At 61.5% G+C, this 20,716-nt stretch carries 18 protein-coding genes, 1 tRNA gene and 1 pseudogene; 2 read left to right on the top strand and 18 right to left on the bottom strand.

Going from position 1 to position 20,716, the window contains the following annotated elements:
* Nucleotides 1-31: 31 nt before the first annotated feature.
* From rpoC to ACLP2E_RS07285, 7 genes and pseudogenes are all read right to left on the bottom strand, one after another.
* Nucleotides 32-4,204: pseudogene (gene rpoC, locus ACLP2E_RS07315) on the bottom strand (DNA-directed RNA polymerase subunit beta').
* Between the two features lie 101 nt (nucleotides 4,205-4,305).
* Nucleotides 4,306-8,439, bottom strand: a complete 4,134-nt coding sequence (gene rpoB / locus ACLP2E_RS07310; protein WP_442465524.1) for a DNA-directed RNA polymerase subunit beta — start codon at nucleotides 8,437-8,439, stop codon at nucleotides 4,306-4,308.
* Between the two features lie 236 nt (nucleotides 8,440-8,675).
* Complete coding sequence (gene rplL / locus ACLP2E_RS07305) at nucleotides 8,676-9,053, bottom strand: 50S ribosomal protein L7/L12 (protein ID WP_442464482.1); 378 nt, start codon at nucleotides 9,051-9,053, stop codon at nucleotides 8,676-8,678.
* 57 nt (nucleotides 9,054-9,110) lie between these two features.
* Nucleotides 9,111-9,626 (bottom strand): 50S ribosomal protein L10, encoded by a 516-nt coding sequence (gene rplJ, locus ACLP2E_RS07300; RefSeq protein WP_442464483.1) that lies wholly within the window; start codon nucleotides 9,624-9,626, stop codon nucleotides 9,111-9,113.
* Nucleotides 9,627-10,330: 704 nt separating this feature from the next.
* On the bottom strand, nucleotides 10,331-11,029 hold the full coding sequence (rplA, locus tag ACLP2E_RS07295) for a 50S ribosomal protein L1 (protein WP_442464484.1): 699 nt from the start codon (nucleotides 11,027-11,029) through the stop codon (nucleotides 10,331-10,333).
* A gap of 4 nt (nucleotides 11,030-11,033) precedes the next feature.
* Nucleotides 11,034-11,462, bottom strand: a complete 429-nt coding sequence (gene rplK / locus ACLP2E_RS07290; protein ID WP_294540499.1) for a 50S ribosomal protein L11 — start codon at nucleotides 11,460-11,462, stop codon at nucleotides 11,034-11,036.
* A gap of 352 nt (nucleotides 11,463-11,814) precedes the next feature.
* On the bottom strand, nucleotides 11,815-12,045 hold the full coding sequence (locus ACLP2E_RS07285; RefSeq protein ID WP_442464485.1) for a hypothetical protein: 231 nt from the start codon (nucleotides 12,043-12,045) through the stop codon (nucleotides 11,815-11,817).
* A 220-nt stretch (nucleotides 12,046-12,265) separates the two neighbouring features.
* On the opposite strand from ACLP2E_RS07285, the gene ACLP2E_RS07280 reads away from it, so the two are divergent.
* Entirely contained in the window at nucleotides 12,266-12,994 is a 729-nt protein-coding gene (locus ACLP2E_RS07280) for a Crp/Fnr family transcriptional regulator (protein WP_442464486.1), read from the top strand.
* A gap of 10 nt (nucleotides 12,995-13,004) precedes the next feature.
* Here the strand turns inward: ACLP2E_RS07280 and ACLP2E_RS07275 are convergent, their stop codons facing one another.
* The 8 genes from ACLP2E_RS07275 to ACLP2E_RS07240 all read right to left on the bottom strand — a co-directional run bounded on the left by ACLP2E_RS07275 (nucleotide 13,005) and on the right by ACLP2E_RS07240 (nucleotide 18,123).
* Nucleotides 13,005-13,412, bottom strand: coding sequence for a ribbon-helix-helix domain-containing protein (locus tag ACLP2E_RS07275; RefSeq protein ID WP_442464487.1), 408 nt, complete (start codon nucleotides 13,410-13,412; stop codon nucleotides 13,005-13,007).
* A 105-nt stretch (nucleotides 13,413-13,517) separates the two neighbouring features.
* The gene (locus ACLP2E_RS07270; RefSeq protein ID WP_442464488.1) at nucleotides 13,518-14,120 is read right to left on the bottom strand and encodes a DJ-1/PfpI family protein; all 603 of its coding nucleotides are present in this window, start codon (nucleotides 14,118-14,120) and stop codon (nucleotides 13,518-13,520) included.
* A gap of 158 nt (nucleotides 14,121-14,278) precedes the next feature.
* Entirely contained in the window at nucleotides 14,279-14,812 is a 534-nt protein-coding gene (gene nusG, locus ACLP2E_RS07265; protein WP_442460916.1) for a transcription termination/antitermination protein NusG, read from the bottom strand.
* An 88-nt stretch (nucleotides 14,813-14,900) separates the two neighbouring features.
* Nucleotides 14,901-15,092 carry a preprotein translocase subunit SecE gene (gene secE, locus ACLP2E_RS07260; RefSeq protein ID WP_442460917.1) on the bottom strand — a complete coding sequence of 64 codons (192 nt, stop codon included), beginning with the start codon at nucleotides 15,090-15,092 and terminating at the stop codon, nucleotides 14,901-14,903.
* A 176-nt stretch (nucleotides 15,093-15,268) separates the two neighbouring features.
* Nucleotides 15,269-16,084, bottom strand: a complete 816-nt coding sequence (locus ACLP2E_RS07255) for a TerC family protein (protein ID WP_442460918.1) — start codon at nucleotides 16,082-16,084, stop codon at nucleotides 15,269-15,271.
* Between the two features lie 173 nt (nucleotides 16,085-16,257).
* Nucleotides 16,258-17,319, bottom strand: a complete 1,062-nt coding sequence (locus tag ACLP2E_RS07250; RefSeq protein ID WP_442460919.1) for a nickel-dependent hydrogenase large subunit — start codon at nucleotides 17,317-17,319, stop codon at nucleotides 16,258-16,260.
* A gap of 58 nt (nucleotides 17,320-17,377) precedes the next feature.
* The gene (locus ACLP2E_RS07245; protein ID WP_442460920.1) at nucleotides 17,378-17,584 is read right to left on the bottom strand and encodes a hypothetical protein; all 207 of its coding nucleotides are present in this window, start codon (nucleotides 17,582-17,584) and stop codon (nucleotides 17,378-17,380) included.
* Between the two features lie 44 nt (nucleotides 17,585-17,628).
* Nucleotides 17,629-18,123: a 3'-5' exonuclease gene (locus ACLP2E_RS07240; RefSeq protein ID WP_442460921.1), complete on the bottom strand. Its 495-nt coding sequence runs from the start codon at nucleotides 18,121-18,123 to the stop codon at nucleotides 17,629-17,631.
* 121 nt (nucleotides 18,124-18,244) lie between these two features.
* Between ACLP2E_RS07240 and ACLP2E_RS07235 the strand changes: the two genes are divergently transcribed.
* A complete protein-coding gene (locus ACLP2E_RS07235; RefSeq protein WP_442465523.1) occupies nucleotides 18,245-19,309 on the top strand; it encodes an alpha/beta fold hydrolase in 1,065 nt (354 codons plus the stop codon).
* 21 nt (nucleotides 19,310-19,330) lie between these two features.
* Here ACLP2E_RS07235 and ACLP2E_RS07230 read toward each other — a convergent pair whose 3' ends face one another.
* From ACLP2E_RS07230 to ACLP2E_RS07220, 3 genes are all read right to left on the bottom strand, one after another.
* Nucleotides 19,331-19,594 carry a hypothetical protein gene (locus tag ACLP2E_RS07230; protein WP_442460923.1) on the bottom strand — a complete coding sequence of 88 codons (264 nt, stop codon included), beginning with the start codon at nucleotides 19,592-19,594 and terminating at the stop codon, nucleotides 19,331-19,333.
* Nucleotides 19,595-19,788: 194 nt separating this feature from the next.
* Nucleotides 19,789-20,244 carry a nuclear transport factor 2 family protein gene (locus ACLP2E_RS07225; protein WP_442465522.1) on the bottom strand — a complete coding sequence of 152 codons (456 nt, stop codon included), beginning with the start codon at nucleotides 20,242-20,244 and terminating at the stop codon, nucleotides 19,789-19,791.
* A gap of 217 nt (nucleotides 20,245-20,461) precedes the next feature.
* Nucleotides 20,462-20,537, bottom strand: a tRNA-Trp gene (locus ACLP2E_RS07220).
* Nucleotides 20,538-20,716 lie beyond the last annotated feature (179 nt).

Raw genomic sequence — 20,716 nt, 5'->3', positions numbered from 1 at the left:
CTGGACCACTCAGGCGAAGGCCCGAAAGCGCTTACTCCGCGGCCGGAAGCTGCGGCGGCGCGGCGGAGGCTTCCGCTTTCTGCGCCAGGATCAGGTCGTCGCGGGTCATGGCGACTTCTCGCAACTTGGACATGGCCGCGCCGGTGCCCGCCGGGATCAGCCGGCCGACGATGACGTTTTCCTTGAGGCCTTCCAGCGTGTCGATCTTGCCGTTGACCGCCGCCTCGGTGAGGACGCGGGTGGTCTCCTGGAACGAAGCCGCCGAAATGAACGACCGCGTCTGCAAGCTCGCCTTGGTGATGCCGAGCAGAACCGGCGTGCCGGTGGCCGGGCGCTTGCCCTCCCCGAGGCACTTTTCGTTGGTCTCGTCCATTTCCATCCGGTCGACCTGTTCGCCGGCGAGATAGTCTGTTTCACCGGGATCGACGATATCGACCTTCTGCAGCATCTGCCGGACGATCACCTCAATGTGCTTGTCATTGATGCTCACGCCCTGCAGGCGATAGACTTCCTGGATTTCGTTGACCAGGTAGGCGGCGAGTTCCTCGACGCCCTTGATCGCCAGAATGTCATGCGGCGCGGGATTGCCGTCGACGATGTAATCGCCCTTTTCGACAATATCGCCATCCTGCAGATGGATGTGCTTGCCCTTGGGGATCAGGTATTCGACCGGCTCCACGCCTTCTTCGCCCGGGATGATCGAAAGCCGCTGCTTGTTCTTGTAATCGCGCCCGAATTGAATCGTGCCGCCGATCTCCGCGATGATCGCGTGATCCTTGGGACGACGCGCCTCGAACAATTCCGCGACGCGCGGCAGACCGCCGGTGATGTCGCGGGTCTTGGCGCTTTCGAGCGAGACGCGGGCGATGACGTCGCCCGCAGCCACCTGGGCGCCCGGATCGGCGGCGATGATCGATTCCACCGGCAGCGAATAGCGGGCGTCGCCGCCACGCAGCAGCTTGAGGATCTTGCCGTCCTTACCCTTGATCACCAGCGATGGTTTCAGGCTGCTGGAGCGAACATTCATCCGCCAGTCCATGACCATGCGCTTGGCGATGCCGGTCGCCTCGTCCACCGTTTCAGACATCGACTGGCCTTCGACCAGATCCTCGTAGCCGATGACGCCGTCGACTTCGGTGAGGATCGGACGCGAATAGGGATCCCATTCCGCCACGCGCTGGCCGCGCTTGACCATATCGCCCTCGTCCACCTTGAGCCGCGAGCCATATTGCACGCGATGCACGGCGCGTTCCGTCCCGTCCGGGGCGCAGATGACCACGGCGACATTGCGCGCCATGACCATCAGGTCGCCTTCGGAATTGCGCGCCAGATGGCGGTTGCGGATCTTCACCTGGCCATCGAAATTGGCTTCGATGAAGGACGAATCCGCGATCTGCGCCGCGCCGCCGATGTGGAAGGTGCGCATGGTGAGCTGGGTGCCCGGCTCACCAATCGATTGCGCCGCGATGACTCCGACCGCCTCGCCCATGTTGACCGGAGTGCCTCGCGCCAGATCGCGTCCATAGCAGGCGGCGCAACAGCCGTTCTTGGCTTCGCAGGTCAGCACCGAGCGGATCTTCACTTCCTGGATGCCGGCCGCGTTGATGCGGTCGATATGCCATTCCTGGATCATTTCGCCGGCCTTGACGATGACCGTGCCGTCCTGTTCGAGCAGATCCTCGGCCGTGAAGCGGCCGAGAATGCGGATCGCCAGCGAGGCCACGACCTGGCCGGCGTCGATGATCGCCCGCATGCGGATGCCATTGCTGGAGCCGCAATCATAGGAGGTGATGATCGAATCCTGCGCCACGTCGACGAGACGACGGGTCAGGTAACCGGAGTTCGCGGTCTTCAACGCGGTGTCCGCGAGGCCTTTTCGGGCGCCGTGGGTCGAGTTGAAGTATTCGAGAACCGTCAGGCCTTCCTTGAAGTTCGAGATGATCGGGCTCTCGATGATCTCGCCCGAGGGCTTGGCCATCAGGCCGCGCATGGCGGCGAGCTGTTTCATCTGCGCCGGCGAGCCACGCGCGCCGGAATGGGCCATCATGTAGATCGAGTTGATCGGCAGGTCGCGGCCGTCCTTGTCCTTCCGCACCGCCGAAATGCGCGCCATCATCTCCTCGGCGAGCTTGTCGGTGCATTTCGCCCAGGCGTCGACGACCTTGTTGTATTTCTCGCCCTGGGTGATCAGGCCGTCGAGATATTGCTGCTCGTATTCCTTGGCGAGACCACGAGTCTCCTCGACGATCCGGCCCTTGGTCTCCGGCACGACCATGTCGTCCTTGCCGAAGGAAATGCCCGCCTTGCAGGCTTCGCGGAATCCCAGACCCATGATCTTGTCGCAGAAGATCACCGTCTCCTTCTGCCCGCAATTGCGGTAGACGGTGTCGATCATCCCCGAGATTTCCTTCTTGGTCATGAGCTTGTTCACGACGTCGAAGGGCACTTTGTGATGGTCTGGCACGAGTTGACCGAGCATCATGCGGCCGGGCGTGGTGTCGAAAATCTTCGAAACCTTCTTGCCATCTGCGTCATAGGTCCAGGCGCGGCCCTTGATCTTGGTGTGCAGGGTGATCGCCTTGGCGAACAGGGCGTGTTCGATCTCGCCCTGGTTCGAGAAGACCATGCCCTGGCCCGGCTCGCCGTCGCGCATCAGCGACAGGTAATACAGTCCGAGCACGATGTCCTGCGAGGGCACGATGATCGGCTGGCCGTTGGCCGGATGCAGGATGTTGTTGGTCGACATCATCAAGACGCGCGCTTCGAGCTGGGCTTCCAGCGACAAGGGCACGTGGACCGCCATCTGGTCGCCGTCGAAGTCGGCGTTGAAGGCGGCGCAGACCAGCGGATGCAGCTGGATCGCCTTGCCCTCGATCAACGTCGGCTCGAAAGCCTGGATGCCGAGTCGATGCAGGGTCGGGGCGCGATTTAGCATCACCGGATGTTCGCGGATCACCTCGTCGAGGATGTCCCAAACCTCCGGCTTTTCCTTCTCCACCAGCTTCTTCGCCTGTTTCACCGTGGCCGACAGGCCCTTGGCGTCGAGACGCGAGTAGATGAAGGGCTTGAACAGCTCCAGCGCCATTTTTTTCGGCAGGCCGCATTGATGCAGCTTCAGTTCGGGGCCGACGACGATGACCGAGCGGCCGGAATAATCGACGCGCTTGCCGAGCAGGTTCTGGCGGAAGCGGCCCTGCTTGCCTTTGAGCATGTCGGCGAGCGACTTCAGCGGACGCTTGTTGGCGCCGGTGATGACGCGGCCGCGGCGGCCGTTGTCGAACAGGGCGTCAACCGCTTCCTGAAGCATGCGCTTCTCGTTGCGGATGATGATGTCCGGCGCGCGCAATTCGATCAGCCGCTTCAAGCGGTTGTTGCGGTTGATCACGCGGCGGTAGAGATCGTTGAGATCCGAGGTCGCGAAACGGCCGCCGTCGAGCGGCACCAGCGGACGCAGGTCCGGCGGGATCACCGGCACTTCGGTGAGGATCATCCATTCCGGCTTGTTGCCGGAATTCATGAAGGCCTCGATGATCTTCAGGCGCTTGGCGAGCTTCTTCGGCTTCAGCTCGGTGGTCGATTCGGCGATTTCCACCTTGAGCTGCGCCGCGATAGTCTCGAGGTCCATGTTGCGCAGCAATTCGCGGATCGCCTCGGCGCCGATCAAGGCGGTGAAGCTGTCCTGCCCATATTCGTCCTGGGCGAGGACATATTCCTCCTCGTTCAGAAGCTGGCGCACTTTCAGAGGCGTCAGGCCGTTATCGATGACAATGTAGGATTCAAAATAGAGAATCCGCTCCAGATCCTTCAGCGTCATGTCGAGCAGCAGGCCGATGCGCGACGGCAGGCTCTTCAGGAACCAGATATGGGCGACGGGCGCGGCCAGCGAAATATGGCCCATGCGGTCGCGCCGCACGCGCGAAAGCGTGACTTCGACGCCGCACTTCTCGCAGATGACGCCCTTGTATTTCATGCGCTTGTACTTGCCGCACAAGCATTCGTAATCCTTGATCGGACCAAAGATCCGGGCGCAGAACAGGCCGTCGCGCTCCGGCTTGAAGGTACGGTAATTTATGGTTTACGGCTTCTTGATCTCTCCAAATGACCAGGAGAGGATTTTTTCCGGGCTGGCGATGGAAATTTGAATCTGATCGAAAGCCTGGGGGGCGACGACCGGATTGAAGAGATTCATGACCTCTTGATTCATCTGTGTCTCCTGCGGCTGGCGTTTCCGGCTTTACTGCTCGAAAACCCACTCCGAAATAAAGGAAAACAGAGGCGCGTGGGCCGCGCCCCTTAAAAATCAGATCACTCGGCGGCTTCAGCCGGCGGCGGCAGTTCCTCGCCGGGAACGACCGCCTGGTTCAGCTCGACATTGAGGCCGAGCGAACGCATTTCCTTGACCAGCACGTTGAAGCTCTCGGGAATGCCGGACTCGAAGGTGTCGTCGCCGCGCACGATCGACTCGTAGACCTTGGTGCGGCCCGCCACGTCGTCCGACTTGACGGTGAGCATTTCCTGCAAGGTGTAAGCCGCGCCATAGGCTTCGAGCGCCCAGACTTCCATTTCGCCGAAGCGCTGGCCGCCGAACTGCGCCTTGCCGCCGAGCGGCTGCTGGGTGACCAGCGAGTAAGGTCCGATCGAGCGCGCATGGATCTTGTCATCGACAAGATGGTGCAGCTTGAGCATGTAGATCACGCCCACCGTCACCTTGCGGTCGAAGGCCTCGCCGGTGCGCCCGTCGTAGAGCACGGTCTGGCCGGAGCCATCGAGCCCAGCCTGGTTGAGCATGACGACGATGTCCGGCTCGCGCGCGCCGTCGAAGACGGGCGTGGCGATCGGAACGCCGCGGGTCAGATGCTGGGCGATTTCCACCACCTCGGCGTCGTCGAGCCGGGCGAGGTCGGCGGTGTCCGCCCCCTCGCCATATAGTTCTTCGAGCTTCCGCCGCAAGGGCGCGGATTCGAGCGAACGCTGGTAGATGTTGATCGCCTCCGCGACCTGCTTGCCGAGATTGCGGCAGGCCCAGCCGAGATGGGTCTCCAGGATTTGCCCGACGTTCATGCGCGAAGGCACGCCGAGCGGATTCAGCACGATATCGACCGGGGTGCCGTCGGCGAGGAAGGGCATGTCCTCCTGCGCCAGGATGCGCGAGACCACGCCCTTGTTGCCATGGCGGCCGGCCATCTTGTCGCCCGGCTGGATCTTGCGCTTCACCGCGACGAAAACCTTGACCATTTTCATCACGCCCGGCGACAATTCGTCGCCGCGCTGCAGCTTTTCGACCTTGTCGAGGAAGCGGCTTTCCAGCCCCTTCTTGGACTCGTCGTATTGCTTGCGCATGGCCTCGATCTCGCCCATCACGGCGTCGTCGTCGAGGGCGAAGGCCCACCATTGCGAGCGGGGATATTCGTCGATGACCTCGCGGGCGAGAAGGTGATCCTTCTTGAACCCCTTCGGGCCGGACAGCGCCGTCTTGCCGATCAGCATCTCGCCCAAGCGGGCGTAGACGTTGCGGTCGAGGATCGCCAGTTCGTCGTCGCGATCCTTGGCGAGACGCTCGATCTCTTCGCGCTCGATCGCCTGGGCGCGCTCGTCCTTGTCGACGCCGTGGCGGTTGAACACGCGCACTTCGACGATCGTGCCCTGGACGCCCGGGGGGACGCGCAGGGACGTGTCGCGCACGTCGGACGCTTTCTCGCCGAAAATGGCGCGGAGAAGCTTTTCTTCCGGCGTCATCGGGCTTTCGCCCTTGGGCGTGATCTTGCCGACGAGAATGTCGCCCGCCGCCACTTCCGCGCCGATATAGACAATGCCGGCTTCGTCGAGATTCTTCAGCGCCTCTTCCGAGACATTGGGAATATCGCGGGTGATTTCTTCCGGGCCGAGCTTGGTGTCGCGCGCCATCACTTCGAATTCGTCGATGTGGATCGACGTGAAAATGTCTTCCTTGACGATCTTCTCGTTGAGCAGGATCGAATCTTCGAAGTTGTAGCCGTTCCAAGGCATGAAGGCGACGACGACGTTGCGGCCGAGCGCCAGATCGCCCATGTCGGTCGAAGGACCGTCGGCGATGATGTCGCCCTTGTGCACCACGTCGCCGACGCGAACCAGCGGACGCTGGTTGATGCAGGTCGACTGATTCGAGCGCTGGAACTTCATCAGACGGTAGATATCGACGCCGGGACGGCCGGGGCCAAGGTCTTCCGTGGCGCGCACGACGATACGCGTCGCGTCGATCTGGTCGACGATGCCGGTGCGGCGAGCCGCGATGGCCGCGCCGGAATCGCGCGCGACAATGCCTTCCATGCCGGTGCCGACCAGCGGCGCATCGGCGCGCACCAGAGGCACGGCCTGACGCTGCATGTTCGAGCCCATCAGCGCGCGGTTGGCGTCATCGTTCTCGAGGAACGGGATCAGCGCCGCGGCGACGGAAACCAGCTGCTTGGGCGACACGTCCATGAAATCGACGCGGTCGCGGGTGAGCATGACCACGTCGCCGGCATGGCGGCAGACCACCAGGTCTTCCGTCAAATTGCCCTTGTCGTCGAGTTGGGCGTTGGCCTGGGCGACCGAATATTTGCCCTCTTCCATCGCCGAGAGATAGACCACCTCGTCGGTGACGTTGCCGTCTTTCACGCGACGGTAGGGCGCTTCGATAAAGCCATATTTATTGACGCGCGCAAAAGTGGCGAGCGAGTTGATCAGGCCGATATTCGGGCCTTCCGGCGTCTCGATCGGGCAAATGCGGCCGTAATGGGTCGGATGCACGTCGCGCACCTCGAAGCCGGCGCGTTCACGGGTCAGGCCGCCCGGGCCAAGCGCCGAGAGACGGCGCTTGTGGGTGATCTCCGACAGCGGATTGGTCTGGTCCATGAATTGCGACAGCTGCGACGAGCCGAAGAATTCGCGCACGGCGGCGGCCGCCGGCTTGGCGTTGATCAGGTCCTGCGGCATGACCGTGTCGATATCGACCGAGGACATGCGCTCCTTGATGGCGCGCTCCATGCGCAGCAGGCCGAGGCGATATTGATTTTCCATCAATTCGCCGACCGAACGCACGCGGCGGTTGCCGAGATGGTCGATGTCGTCGATTTCGCCGCGGCCGTCGCGCAGGTCGACCAGCGCCTTGACCACCGCCAGAATGTCCTCGCGGCGAAGGATGCGCGTGGTGTCCGGCGCGTCGAGATCGAGGCGCATGTTCATCTTTACGCGACCGACCGCAGAGAGGTCGTAGCGCTCGGAATCGAAGAACAGCGAATGGAACATCGCCTCAGCCGAATCGATGGTCGGCGGCTCGCCCGGACGCATCACGCGATAGATGTCGAACAAAGCTTCTTCACGCGAAGAGTTCTTGTCGACGGCCAGCGTGTTGCGGATATAGGGGCCGATGTTGATGTGATCGATGTCGAGCAGCGGCAGTTCCTCGAAACCCAGGCTGATCAGCGTCTCGAGCGACTTGGCGGTGATTTCCTCGCCGGCTTCGGCGAAGATTTCGCCGGTTTGCGGGTTGAACAGATCCTCGCCGATATATTGGCCGTAAAGATCCTCGTCCTGCGCCTTGATGAACTTCACCCCGCGCTCGGTGAGAGCGCGCGCCGCGCGAACGGTGAGCTTCTTGCCGGCCTCGATGACCACGTCGCCGGTGTCGGCGTCGACGACGTCGACCACGGCCTTCATGCCCTTGAGGCGATCGCCCTCGAAGGGCAGGCGCCAGCCGTCTTTTTCACGGCGATAGAGCACCTTGTTGTAGAAGGCCGACAGGATTTCCTCGCCGTCGAAGCCAAGGGCATAGAGCAGCGACGTCGCCGGAATCTTGCGGCGGCGGTCGATGCGCGCATAAACGATGTCCTTGGCGTCGAATTCGATGTCGAGCCAGGAGCCGCGGTAGGGAATGATGCGCGCAGCGAACAAGAGCTTGCCCGAGCTGTGGCTCTTGCCCTTGTCGTGATCGAAGAACACGCCGGGCGAACGATGCATCTGCGAGACGATGACGCGCTCGGTGCCGTTGACGATGAAGGTGCCGTTCGACGTCATGAAGGGCATGTCGCCCATGTAGACGTCCTGCTCCTTGATGTCCTTGACCGATTTGGCGCCGGTGTCGGGATCGAGATCGAACACGATCAGGCGGAGCGTCACCTTGAGCGGGGCGGCGAAGGTCATGCCGCGCTGGCGGCACTCGTCGACGTCGTATTTCGGCGCCTCGAATTCGAACTTGACGAATTCCAGCAATGCCGCGCCCGCGAAATCCGAAATCGGGAACACCGATTTGAACACGGCCTGCAATCCCTCGTCGGCGCGCCCGCCCTTGGGCTCGTCAACCATCAGGAATTGATCGTAGGACGCCTTCTGAACTTCGATCAGATTGGGCATTTCCGCGACTTCGCGGATATGACCGAAGAATTTGCGGACACGCTTGCGGCCGGTGAACGTTTGCGCCATATCGCTCCTCGCACCCTCATCAATTGGCGGGCTGTCAAGCCTCTCGCCTTGCCCGGCGGAAGCCGGGCCGCGCGGAATTAGGTCCGCGCCAAAATTCCCGAAAAGACGCCAGGGCGGCGCCCCTTCAAATCGTCCAGGCCCAGGAAAAACCAAGCCGAGACGGGTTTAGGCGGCCCCGGGATGACTCCGGGACCGCCAGCTTCACGATGGCGATTTTTCGCGCAATGAAGTCAAACTTACTTGAGCTCGACTTTGGCGCCGACCTTCTCGAGGGCGGCCTTGATCTTGGCGGCGTCTTCCTTGGTGGCGCCTTCCTTGACGGCCTTCGGAGCGCCTTCGACCAGGTCCTTGGCTTCCTTGAGGCCAAGGCCGGTGATGGCGCGGACTTCCTTGATGACTTCGATCTTCTTGTCGCCGACGGCGGCCAGAATGACGGTGAACTCGGTCTGCTCTTCCGCAGGCGCGGCGGCGGCGGCTGCGGCGGGGCCGGCGGCGACGGCGACAGCGGCGGCGGCGGAGACGCCCCACTTCTCTTCGAGCAGCTTGGCGAGTTCAGCGGCTTCCAGCACGGTCAGCGAGGAAAGCTCTTCAACGATCTTTTCGAGGTTAGCCATGTTCAATTCCTGTACGTTTTACGTTTGGTTCGATAGGGGTGAAAAACCTGACCAAGATCAGGCCGCATCCTTGTTGGCGTAAGCCCCGAACACCCGCGCGAGCTTCGCGGCGGGAGCGGTCGACAGCTGGGCGATCTTGGTCGCGGGAGCCGTGATAAGGCCCAGCAACTTGGCGCGCAGTTCGTCGAGGGAGGGCATGGTCGCAAGCGACTTGACGCCTTCCACATTCAGGGCCGTCGCGCCCATCGCGCCGCCGAGGATGACGAACTTGTCGAAATCCTTGGCGAAAGCGGCCGCGACTTTGGGCGCCGCCACCGGATCGTCCGAATAGGCGATCAGGGTCGGTCCCTTGAGCAGGGAACCGATGGAGGCGACGCTGGTGCCTTCGAGGGCGATCTTGGCGAGGCGGTTCTTCGCAACCTGAACGCTGGCCCCAGCCGCTCGCGCCTGCTTGCGCAGGTTCTGCAGCTGCGCCACGGTCAGGCCGGAATATTTCGCCACCACCACCACGGACGTTTTGTCAAAAACGTCATGCAGGGTGGCGACGGCTTCTTTCTTTTCCGCTCTGTCCACAGTGCTCTCACTTCAATAGGCGAAGGATTCCTTCGCCGGTTGCCGACATGCCGCAAAGCCTGTAGTCTTTTCAAAGACTTGAACTTCGCGGCGCCGAAGCGCCTGTCCCCATTGAAGCGGCGTGAAGCCGCTCTCTGGATCAGAGGGTTCGAACCAAACAACGCTGGAAGCCGTTGAAGCCTCCAGTAATCCGGTCTTTCCCCGTCTATGCTGGCCGCCCGCCGGAACGGCGAATCCCGTTCTGGCGAACAATTAAGCCCTTCGCTCTCGCGACAGGCGCCGGCAGTCTCGGACAGGACATGGCCGAAGGATTGCGTTTCGCGGCGAGGCGAAACGAGCCATCCGGCCTATCCGCCGCCATGCCCGAGACCTTCCGGTCCCGACCCTGGCGGAAGCTGAATTTTTCCGAACTTCCTGCGTAAAACCAAAGTCATTCGACTTCATTCGTCCTTGGACTTGCGGCAAACAATTGAAAAAGCGCGGCAAGCTAAACAGCTGCTGACGCCCTAAAAATTCGTTTCAACGCATATTCTTTCCTGAGGACGGACGCTTCTACACGAAAATAAGTCCGGGAGCCGGCGGCGATTCCCGCAGCCGGGAGGTTGTTTGTAAACACTAACGCCGCTCCTGCCAAGGGGGGCGACATGATTTTTTTCAAATTGTCAAGCGGCGCGATCAAGAATCGCGCCGCCTGAAACCCGAAATCAGTGCTGCGCGACCGCGATGGTCGCCGGATCGACTTTGACGCCGGGGCCCATGGTCGAAGACAAAGCCACGCGCTGGAGATAGGTCCCCTTGGCGCCGGCAGGCTTGGCCTTGACCACGGCATCGACGAAAGCAACGATGTTTTCCGCCAGCTTTTCCTCGCCGAACGAAGTTTTGCCGACCGAACCCTGGACGATGCCGGCCTTTTCGACGCGGAATTCGACAGCGCCGCCCTTGGACGCGGCGACAGCCGAAGCGACATCCATGGTCACCGTGCCAACCTTCGGATTGGGCATCAGGCCGCGCGGGCCCAAAACCTTGCCGAGACGGCCGACCAGCGGCATCATGTCCGGGGTGGCGATGCAGCGATCGAAATCGATCGTGCCGCCCTGGACGGCCTGGACCAGTTCTTCCGCGCCGACCACGTCCGCGCCCGCCGCTCTGGCTTCGTCAGCCTTGGCGCCGCGGGCGAAAACCGCGACGCGCAGCGTGCGGCCGGTGCCGTTGGGCAGGTTGCACACGCCGCGAACCATCTGGTCGGCATGTTTGGGATCGACGCCGAGATTGAGCGCTATTTCGACGGTTTCGTCGAATTTTGCGCTGGCGCGTTCGCGAACCAGCTTGATCGCGTCAGCGACCGGATAGAGCTTTGTGCGCTCGATGCCCTCGCGGGCCTTGACGATTCTCTTGCCGCTCATGGCCTCACCCCACCACTTCAAGGCCGATGGACCGGGCAGAGCCCTCGATCATCGCCATGGCCGATTCAATCGAGTGCGAGTTCAGGTCGGCCGCCTTCTTTTCCGCGATTTCGCGAATCTGGTCGCGGGTGACCTTGCCGACGAAGCCGCGGCCCGTCGTCTTGGAGCCGGATTTTACGCCGGCGGCTTTCTTGAGGAAGAAAGTTACAGGCGGCTGCTTCATCTCGAAGGTGAAGCTACGGTCGCCGTAGGCGGTGATGATGACGGGGATCGGCGTCCCCTTCTCAATCTGAGCCGTCTTGGCGTTGAACGCCTTGCAAAATTCCATGATGTTCAGGCCGCGCTGGCCGAGCGCGGGACCGATCGGAGGCGAAGGATTCGCCGCGCCGGCCGGAACCTGAAGCTTCACGTAACCCGTGATCTTCTTTGCCATTTAGGCTGCTCCCGTAGGGTTTTCCCGTTCCAGCTTTTTCGCACGATGCCAAAAAGCCAAAACAGAAATGCGCGGGAAACGGACCATTCCGTCCCGCGCGGGTTGCAGTTGCGGTGCGGTTTTTTACCCGGCTGGCGACCGGAAAACCTCCCGCATATGCGCCTTCGACGAAGGCAACGCTGAGTTAAACATCTTTGGCCGGTTTGGCAATGGCTTCGCGACGGAATTTTGACATGTCGCGTTCGCCCGTGAAGAAAAACGCGAAAAAAACAAAGGCGCCGAGCCGATTTAACGGATCGGGAGAGGCTCTTGCGGCCGCTGGATCGCCGTCCTTGAGCGGAATTCGGCGACTTCAGTGCCTGCTCAAATCGGGGGAGGCGCCGAAAAAACCCTGCGGCGCTATGAGGTCGTCCTCAGCCAGCCGCGCCCATTCGGTCAGCGCGGCGGCAAGGAATTCCGTCGCTGCGCTGCCGCGAAAATCGGCGCATGGCAATCTCCGCAATTGCAGCGCCAGATAATGCGCGGCTATTACGGTATCGAGAAAAACATTGGTTTCTTCTTCGCTTTCAGGTAGTTGGACCATCGCATTTTTCATAAGCCTTAACTCTCTTTGCGGACACTGCGCGCAACGGCGAATTCGCTGCATTCCAAACAAGCCAGTAGGCGCGGGATATGCGATTACGATCACCAGCGGTACAAATTACGACGGCAGAGCTGCCGAAAATGTTAGAATAGGAACAATCTGGCATGAATTCGTTTCGCATTTTCGCTATGGCAACCTGTCTAGCCGTGCTGGCGCCCCGATGATCCGCCCCAATCCCGACCCCTTGGCCGTTTTGAAAAACTCGCCGGTTTTTTCGATGCTGAGTGAGACGCAACTGCGTGAACTCGCCGGCAAGGCGCGGGTCGAGCATTACGCTGAGCGAACACTGCTCAACCAGCGCGGCGAAATGGCGGAATATATCCGCTGGATTTGCAGCGGCAGCGTCGATCTCGTCCTGACCACCGAAGACGGCGGATATTCCTCGCTGCCCATGTTCGAGGGGCGCTGGGTGATCTGGACGTGCTGTTTCGGCTCCGAACCGCTGTTGTTCGATCTGTGGAGCTCGGCGTCCGCGACAGTCGTCGCCTTCCCCAATCGCGACGTTCAGAAGGCGCTCGCCGGCAATGCCGGCGCCCTGCTGAAAGTGATCGGAGAACTCGGCGAAAATACGCTTTTCCTGACCAGCTGGATGCTGTCCTTCTCCGCCTATGAGCCGGAAAAGCGGCTGGTTTATCTGCTGCTGCTCGCCTCGCCCCGCGCCAGTTCTCCCGCCAGCAACGGTGAACCGTCCCCCTTCCCCGTCACCCAGACCCATATCAGCCAATTCGGCTTCGGCTCGCGACAGAAGGTCAGCCGCCTGTTGCGCTCCCTCGCCAACCGGGGCCTGATCGAGATGAAATATGGTTGCGTGGTGATTCCCTCGCGCGCCCGGCTGGAACAATTTCTCTCCCAGCCTACCACGCCGCGCGCCCGGTCACGGAAGCCCTAGCGAATACGCTTTAAACTGCGATTCCCCCTTGCGCGGCCTTGCTCGCCTCTCGATGTTGGTCGTCAGGGCCGGCGAGGCGTCGGCGTTCGCGCGCCAGAATGGATGGGGCGTCGAGACCGCCGATCGGCTGCATCCGATCGGCCGGAATGTCGCCGGCCATCTGCAGCATCAGATAGCGGACGCAGCAGACGCGCAGGAATGAGGCGAAATTATCCACCTCGCCCTGCGCCTCGAGCAGTTCCTCGTAGAGCCTGGCCAGAAGTTCAGCGACGCTCAGGCGGTCGCGGCCGGCGATTTCCCCTAGCAGCCGCCAATAGATATTTTCAAGCCGGACGCTGGTGGCGTAGCCATGCATGCGCACCGAGCGCAAACGCGTTTCCCACAAAGCCGGATCGGCGCCGATGAATAATTGACACATTTTCCTCAGTTCCGCCCACGCCGGATCGTGGTTTGACAAAGTTAGGAACGGTCGCGGGTTTTTGCAAACCCGCGCCGTCCCCGCTTTGAAACAAACCCGCTTGGCTTAGGCGGCTACGCCCATATTGCCGCTGCCGATGGAGACGCCGACCTGCGCCAGGAATTGCGCCAGCCATGCCGGATGGGCTGGCCAGGCCGGGGCAGTGACCAGATTGCCGTCGGTAACGGCGGCGTCGATGGGGATATTGGCGTAAATACCGCCCGCCTGCTCCACTTCCGGCCGGCACGCGGGATAGGCGGATGTCTTGCGCCCCTTCAACACGCCCGCCGCCGCCAGCAGTTGCGCGCCATGGCAGATCGCCGCGACGGGTTTGCCGGCCGTAAAGAAATGCCGGACCATGGCCAGCACCCGCTCGTCGAGGCGCAAATATTCCGGCGCCCGGCCGCCCGGGATCACCAGGGCGTCGTATTGCTCCGGCTTGATCTCCGAAAAAGTGGCGTTCAGCGCGAAATTATGGCCGCGCTTCTCGCTATAGGTCTGCTGTCCCTCGAAATCGTGGATCGCCGTGGCGATCGTATCGCCGGCTTTCTTGTCCGGGCAGACCGCGTGGACGCGATGACCGACCGCCATCAGGGCCTGAAACGGAACCATGACCTCATAATCCTCGGCGAAATCGCCAGTGATCAACAAAATGCTCTTGCCGCTCATTTCGTCCTCCTGTCGCGCTTTTTTCCAGCGCTTGCGGGAGGCATTATGCCGCCTCGGCGAGCCGCAAGGTGTTACCCGGCTATCGCCTGGTTATGAAAAAAGACATGAAAAAAGGCCGGACAAACCGGCCTTTTAATTCTTTATTGCGGCGAAAACCCTCAAACCAGCTTGTCGACCTGGCCATATTCCAGTTCGACCGGCGTGGCGCGGCCGAAGATCGACACCGCGACCTTGACGCGCGAACGGCTCTCGTCGACTTCCTCGACCAGGCCCTCGAAGGAGGCGAAGGGGCCGTCGTTGACGCGGACCTTTTCGCCGATCTCGAAGGAAATCGTGGTCTTGGGACGATCGACGCCTTCGGCGACCTGGCCCTTGATCCGATCCGCCTCATGTTCTGGAATCGGCATGGGCTTGTTGTCGGAGCCGAGAAAGCCGGTGACCTTCGGGGTGTTCTTGATAAGATGGAACACATCGTCGGACAGATCGCATTTAACCAGCACATAGCCCGGGAAAAACTTGCGCTCGGAGTTGAACTTGCGGCCGCGCCGCACTTCCACGACCTGTTCGGTCGGCACGAGGATTTCGTCGAATTTATCCGTCAGGCCGCGTTGCGCCGCGCCTTCCCTGATCGCTTCCGCGACCTTTTTCTCGAAGTTCGAATAGGCGTGGACGATATACCACCGCTTGGTCATGAATTTTTCCAGGGAGAACTTGGGTTGAGTTTAATTGCCGACGCGAGGAACTCCATGAAAGCGGCCTTCGCTTTCGAGGAGACCGTGACTAGCGCCCGAAGCTGAGGATGAAGCCGACGGCGAGGCGAATGACCTGATCGACCGAAACAAAAAACAAGGCGGCCATCATTACCATCAAGGCGACAAGCCCGGTGGTGATCAAGGTCTCGCGGCGCGACGGCCAGGTGACCTTGTTGGCCTCGGCGCGCACTTCCTGCATGAACTTGAACGGATTGGCCATCGTTCGTCCTGAATCATCCGCGCGTGCGTCTTTTTGCAACGCTTCGTCGGCTTGTGAAAAGAAAGGTGGCGCGGGACCTTTCGGCCACGCGCCCCATGCAGACCCTATATAACGAAGGCTCGCCTCCTCGCCAAGGCTTTTCTTGAAGCGCTCCAACCCGCGAAACCGCCTTGTTCCTAGTCCAGTTCGCGGGGCGCATTCGGTTCGACGCCCCCGCCAAGCCCCTCCTTGCTCGCGCCCGGCCCTTGACGCGCACGCAGCCGTTCCTGGCGCGCGCGGACACGGTTGCGCCGCGCCCACTGGTTGAGCCCCTCGACCAGCAGGGAGAAGCTGATCGCCGCATAGATGAAGCCCTTGGGAATGTGATAGCCGAAACCATCGGCGAGCAGGGTCATGCCGATCAGCAGCAGGAAGCTCAAGGCCAGCATTTTGACCGTCGGATGCTGCTCGACGAATCGGCTGACCGGAGCGGCGGCCCAGATCATGATGCCGACGGCGATGAGCACCGCCACAATCATCACTTCCAGATGGTCGGCCATGCCGATGGCGGTAAGCACGCTGTCGATCGAAAAGACGATGTCGAGCAAAGCGATCATGCCGATGGCGCGCCAGAAACTGCGAGGCTTGCCCTGGTGCTCGTCCTCGTCGTCCACGTCGATTTCGTCGTGGATTTCCTCGGTGGCCTTGAACAGCAGGAACAGTCCGCCGAGGACCAGAATGACGTCGCGGCCAGAAAGATTATGGCCGAGGACCGTCAGCAAGGGCTGGTTCAAGTGAACCAGCCAGAACATGCCGCTCAACAGCGCCAGACGGAACACCACCGCCAGAGCGAGGCCGAGACGCGCGGCCTTGGCCTGTTGCCCCGCCGGCAGGCCTTGCGTCGCCACGGCGACGAAAACGAGATTGTCGACGCCCAGGACAATTTCCAGCGCCGTCAGCGTCAACAGGCTGAGCCAAGCCTGCGGCTGGGTAAAAACCTCTAAAATATTCACGAGGATATTCCCGCAATAGCCCGGCGCGAAAATACCCGCGCCGCTCAAGGTTTCGACGGCGCACTATACTCATCCTCCCGCGGAAGGCCATTTCATTCGAACGCCTGTTTACGCGCCTCCGCGCAGGATTTCGACGATGCCCTCGTCAGCGACATTCCATGCATGGCTTCGCTTCATGCATGGGCTTCGTCCAGTATTTCCACCCCGACCGTGACGCAGGGATCGAAGACGAAAGCCAGCCTTTCCACCCGCCGCCGCGCTTGTGCGCCGGTTCCGATCTTTCCGCCGCGCAACATGCGCGCGAAGGGGCCGTCGGGATGAAAATTCCATTCGGTCGGCGCGACAAGGCGATAATCGGCGATCCGTCCGCCGCCGTCGAGCCGCATGGCGTGATAAAGCCTTCCGCGAGCCGAATCGACCACCGCAAATCCCTGGCGCGGGCCTTTGTTTGCCGCCGCCAGCAACTCGGCAGGCGCTTCGCCGCCCTGGAGAAGCGCGCCGATAGCGTCGAGCGTCGCCGCCATGTCCTTGAGCCGCGCCGCCAGCCGGCCGGACAGCGAAGGGACGAAATCCTCGCAGCCTTGGCGCGCGCAAGAGCCGGTCTCGACGCAACGCCCGTGGAGCTCTGGCTTAAGGGAGAACCTGGGGTCCATCATTGCTTTCGCCACCGCGCCGTCATCCGGCGCACGGAGGAAATCGGCCTTGCTCCGGCGCAAAAGCCAGTGGATTTCATCGGCCGCGACTTCGGACCATTGTCGGCCGAAAAAACTTTCTCCCCGGGAGTATTCACGCAGCCCAAGCCTTGCCGCCCATTGTTGGACCTGGCCAAATGCTCTTTGCGACCTGGCCGAGTCCGGCAGTTCGCGCAGGAACGGCAGAATTTCTCGCAAGGCGGCGATGCTTTCGGAGTCGGGCGGTGCGTGTTGGGGCCAATCCAGCACACTGGCGCGCAGCATTTCGCCAAATCTCTCAGTCAGCAACCGCAAGCCGCGCTGGCGGAGCTGCACGTTGTCCGGCAACTGGCCCATCGCCGCCTCGCCCGCCGACTGGGCGGCCAGGGACTGCGCCGCCGGGCACAACGAGAACAGGTTTCCCGCCAGCGCCACGACTTCCAAAGGCGTGCGGCCGATGAAAACCGGTGCGACGTTCTTCCGCGGCGAAGCTATCCGGACCTCGCTGACCCAATCCTCGCGGAGAACTATTGTGACATTCAACACGCCGTCGAGGAAGCTCATGGCGCCGCAGCCTTGCCATCGCCGCCACAGAGGAAAAACGCACGGCGGTCGAGGAAGCTTACGGAGAAAGGCGGAAACTTTCCAGCGTTTCAGCGCAAACGATCGGGCTTTCGCGGTCCAGCACATCGGTGGCGATAAAACGGGCGCCAACGCCCAGGTCATCGGGCGGCCGCCGCTGGCCAAGGACCGCCATGTCCCCCCGTTCGCCCAGAATTTTCGCGGTTTCCCGGCCAACCGCGCCGTAACCGATAACGGCGACCTGCATGACAATGCTCCCCAGGGCGAAGCGGGAAGTTAATACGATTCACATCAAATGGAAACGCCGGCGCTGGCGGCGAGATAGATCTGCGCGCAGGCCATGGCGTCGGAAAGCGCCTCGTGGTGATCAAGCGCGATGCCAAGTTGCTGGCAGACGTCGGAAAGTTTGGTCGGACGAATGTTCCAGGCGCGGCGCGCCAGTTGCACCGTGCAATGAAACTGCAGCGTTGGCGCCACAATGCCATAGCTCGCGCAGCAGGCGTGAAGGACGCGCTTGTCGAAAGAGGCGTTGTGGGCCGCGAAGAATTCGGCGCCCTCGATGAAATCCTCGATCTTCGGCCACAGCGCCCCGAAATCGTCGGCTTCCGCTACGTCTTTCCAGCTCAGGCCGTGAATATAGGTAAAGACGAATTGCCGCGTGGGCGGCCGGATCAGGTGAACGACCCGATCGACGATTTTTCCTCCCGAGACTTTCACCAGCCCGACCGCGCAGGCGCTGTCGGAGCTATAATTGGCGGTTTCGAAATCGATCGCGACGAAATCCATCCATTGCTCCTGCGGGCGCCGCGAACCGACTCAATGCGCCGTTAAGGGCTCGTCCGCGATTTGTCGCCGGGATCGGGGCGAAATACAATGGCGTGGACTTGACTGATCGGAAGGAACCTCCATGACTTCGGCAAGGACTTCATTGATCGAACCGGCTGAGCCCGCGAGACGGCGCCTCCTCGCCGCCGCATTGACCGCGACGGCGGGCGCCCTCCTCCCCCAACAAGCGCGCGCGGAAGACAGACAGGCGGCGGATCTTTCCGAACCGCTCGGCATATGCCTTGAAGGCTGGCCCTATCCCGGCCCGATAAAATTCGTGGCGCTTGAAATGGCCGGCGAGCCGGTCCGCATGGCTTACATGGATTTCCTGCCGGAAGGCGCCGGCAATGGCCGCACGGTGCTGCTCCTGCACGGCAAGAATTTCGATTCGTCTTATTGGGCAGGACCCATCGCGTTTTTGCGCCGCGCCGGCTTTCGCCTCGTCGTCCCCGACCAGATCGGCTTCAACAAGTCGTCAAAGCCGCTCTGCGCCTATACATTCGACGCTCTCGCGGCCAATACCGCCGCTCTGGCCGATCTTCTCGGGCTGGAAAAATTCGCCGTGCTCGGCCATTCCACCGGGGGCATGCTGGCGGTGCGGCTGGCCTCGCTCTATCCGCGGCGCGTCAGCCAGCTGGCGCTGGAAGACCCGATCGGCCTGATCGACTATCGCCTCTACATCCCGCCGCAGACCGTCGAGACTCTGGAGGCGGCGGAGCGCGCCCAGACCGAACAGAGCTATCGCGCCTTCGTCGCGCGCTATTTCCCGAAGCTGCCGCCAGCGGAATACGAACCCTTCGTGGTCTGGCGGGCGCGGATGATGGGCTCCGGCGATTACCCGCGTTTTCTGCGCGTCGTGGCGCTGACTTACCAAATGATCTATCAAAACCCGGTGCGCGGGCTGTTTGGAGGCTTGAGGCCGCCGGTGCTGCTGATGGCAGGCGACCAGGACCACGGCATACCCCTGGTCTCCTACGCCCCGCCGGAAATGCGCGGAAAAATCCCTGGCCTCATCGACGCGGCGCGGGACGTGGCGCGCGAATTTCCGAGCTGGAAGCTGGTCGAGTTCGCCGGCGTCGGCCATGTGCCGCATCTCGAAGCGCCGAAGGACTTCGAGAATGCGGTTCTGGGATTTTTGAACGGCTGAACTGGAGCCGGGAAAACGGACTCAGACCGGAAAGGCTTCCGGAGTGATGCCACAGGCCTCCAGGAATTTCCTGATTTGCATGACCTCGTTTTTTGGCACGCTATGAGTGACGTGATGGAAAGCGGCCTTTTGTCCCTTGAGGGATACGTCAATCCGGCTGCCCGTCTTGTTTTCGATGTCGGCGCCAAGCTCGGTCAGAACGTGATTGACGTCTTTGAAATCGATATTCGCGCTCACGGGATGAGCAAAGAGCGAATGCAGAATTTTACGATGATGGTGGTTCACGTATTGCCTCGACTGGTGACGATATCGGGGGAACGAACCTACGCCGCGAGGCAATGCTGTCCATGACCTTGATCAAAGCGTATCTTTGCAAAAAAGCCGCGACGCGCCGCGTCCGCGCATGAAGTGCTTGCAAAAACCGGCGGCGCGATCGGAAGCCGCCGGCGAGTCTGACTCAATGAGCGAGCCTTCGACGTTCAATGTTGCAGCCGCGCCGTCGCCTCCGACGGAGCCACCGTTACGGAGTGGATGTCGCCGCCGAAATGCGCCTGCACCGCCGCATGAGTGTCGCCGAAAACCCTGAACTCGGTCACCTTGCCATTTCTGATCTTGAACATGTGCATCCATTGGTCTTCGACGCGGGCGCCTGTTCCCCTCGCGCGCGAGATTGAACGCCCAAGAACGGCGACGAAATCGGGGCCGCCGAAAAACTCCAGCGGCTGGAAGGATTCGAACTCGACATTGGCGGCCACTTCGCGAAAAAACGACCTCACGCCATCGAGGCCCCGGCGTTCGCCGCCATAGGGAAGCAGCGCCGGGTCGGCGTTTGAAAACCAGGCGATGTTGGGATCGCACGCCTCGACTATGGCATTGATGTCGCCCCGTCCGAAAGCAGCGTAAAGCGATTGAACCAATTGAACATTGTCCATCATGATCGCCTCCGTTTTATGGGCTGGGGCCCGCGTGTAAACTACGCCGCGCCGATGGCGCCCCTCGCGCGCCTATTCGACTGGCGCCGCGAGCCCTGAACGGCGCTAACATATCACCGGGCGTGGAAACCCATCGACAATTTATCGTGACAGCGCGGCTCGCATTTTGGGGCGAAGACGGCGAACACGCCCACAACTATCTGCTTTTAGTAGGAAAAACTGGCAGGAGTGGCAGGGCTCGAACCTGCGACACCCGGTTTTGGAGACCGGTGCTCTACCAACTGAGCTACACTCCTGCGGACGGCGCAGATCGCGCCGACGACGGAGGCTTCTCATAACCGGATTGCCGCCGCCAAGGCAAGACCCTTTGAAGATTTTCCACCGGGCGCGAAGAGGAGAAATTCGCTCCCCACCCAAATAAAAAAGGGAGCCATTAGGCTCCCTTTTCATAGGCTTGCGCGTTGTTCTTAAAGTC

It is taken from the genome of Rhodoblastus sp. (assembly GCF_052145335.1).
Classification (GTDB): Bacteria; Pseudomonadota; Alphaproteobacteria; order Rhizobiales; family Beijerinckiaceae; genus Rhodoblastus.
The sequence above is the reverse complement of the archived record's forward strand: the minus strand, read 5'-3'. Positions and strand labels throughout refer to the sequence as shown.

Coding starts and splice junctions, on each gene's coding strand:
- rpoB (WP_442465524.1), bottom strand. CDS start 8,439: ATGGCGCAAACGTTCACCGGCCGCAAGCGTGTCCGCAAATTCTTCGGT.
- rplL (WP_442464482.1), bottom strand. CDS start 9,053: ATGGCTAACCTCGAAAAGATCGTTGAAGAGCTTTCCTCGCTGACCGTG.
- rplA (WP_442464484.1), bottom strand. CDS start 11,029: ATGAGCGGCAAGAGAATCGTCAAGGCCCGCGAGGGCATCGAGCGCACA.
- rplK (WP_294540499.1), bottom strand. CDS start 11,462: ATGGCAAAGAAGATCACGGGTTACGTGAAGCTTCAGGTTCCGGCCGGC.
- ACLP2E_RS07285 (WP_442464485.1), bottom strand. CDS start 12,045: ATGGTCCAACTACCTGAAAGCGAAGAAGAAACCAATGTTTTTCTCGAT.
- ACLP2E_RS07280 (WP_442464486.1), top strand. CDS start 12,266: ATGATCCGCCCCAATCCCGACCCCTTGGCCGTTTTGAAAAACTCGCCG.
- ACLP2E_RS07275 (WP_442464487.1), bottom strand. CDS start 13,412: ATGTGTCAATTATTCATCGGCGCCGATCCGGCTTTGTGGGAAACGCGT.
- ACLP2E_RS07270 (WP_442464488.1), bottom strand. CDS start 14,120: ATGAGCGGCAAGAGCATTTTGTTGATCACTGGCGATTTCGCCGAGGAT.
- nusG (WP_442460916.1), bottom strand. CDS start 14,812: ATGACCAAGCGGTGGTATATCGTCCACGCCTATTCGAACTTCGAGAAA.
- secE (WP_442460917.1), bottom strand. CDS start 15,092: ATGGCCAATCCGTTCAAGTTCATGCAGGAAGTGCGCGCCGAGGCCAAC.
- ACLP2E_RS07250 (WP_442460919.1), bottom strand. CDS start 17,319: ATGAGCTTCCTCGACGGCGTGTTGAATGTCACAATAGTTCTCCGCGAG.
- ACLP2E_RS07245 (WP_442460920.1), bottom strand. CDS start 17,584: ATGCAGGTCGCCGTTATCGGTTACGGCGCGGTTGGCCGGGAAACCGCG.
- ACLP2E_RS07240 (WP_442460921.1), bottom strand. CDS start 18,123: ATGGATTTCGTCGCGATCGATTTCGAAACCGCCAATTATAGCTCCGAC.
- ACLP2E_RS07235 (WP_442465523.1), top strand. CDS start 18,245: ATGACTTCGGCAAGGACTTCATTGATCGAACCGGCTGAGCCCGCGAGA.
- ACLP2E_RS07225 (WP_442465522.1), bottom strand. CDS start 20,244: ATGATGGACAATGTTCAATTGGTTCAATCGCTTTACGCTGCTTTCGGA.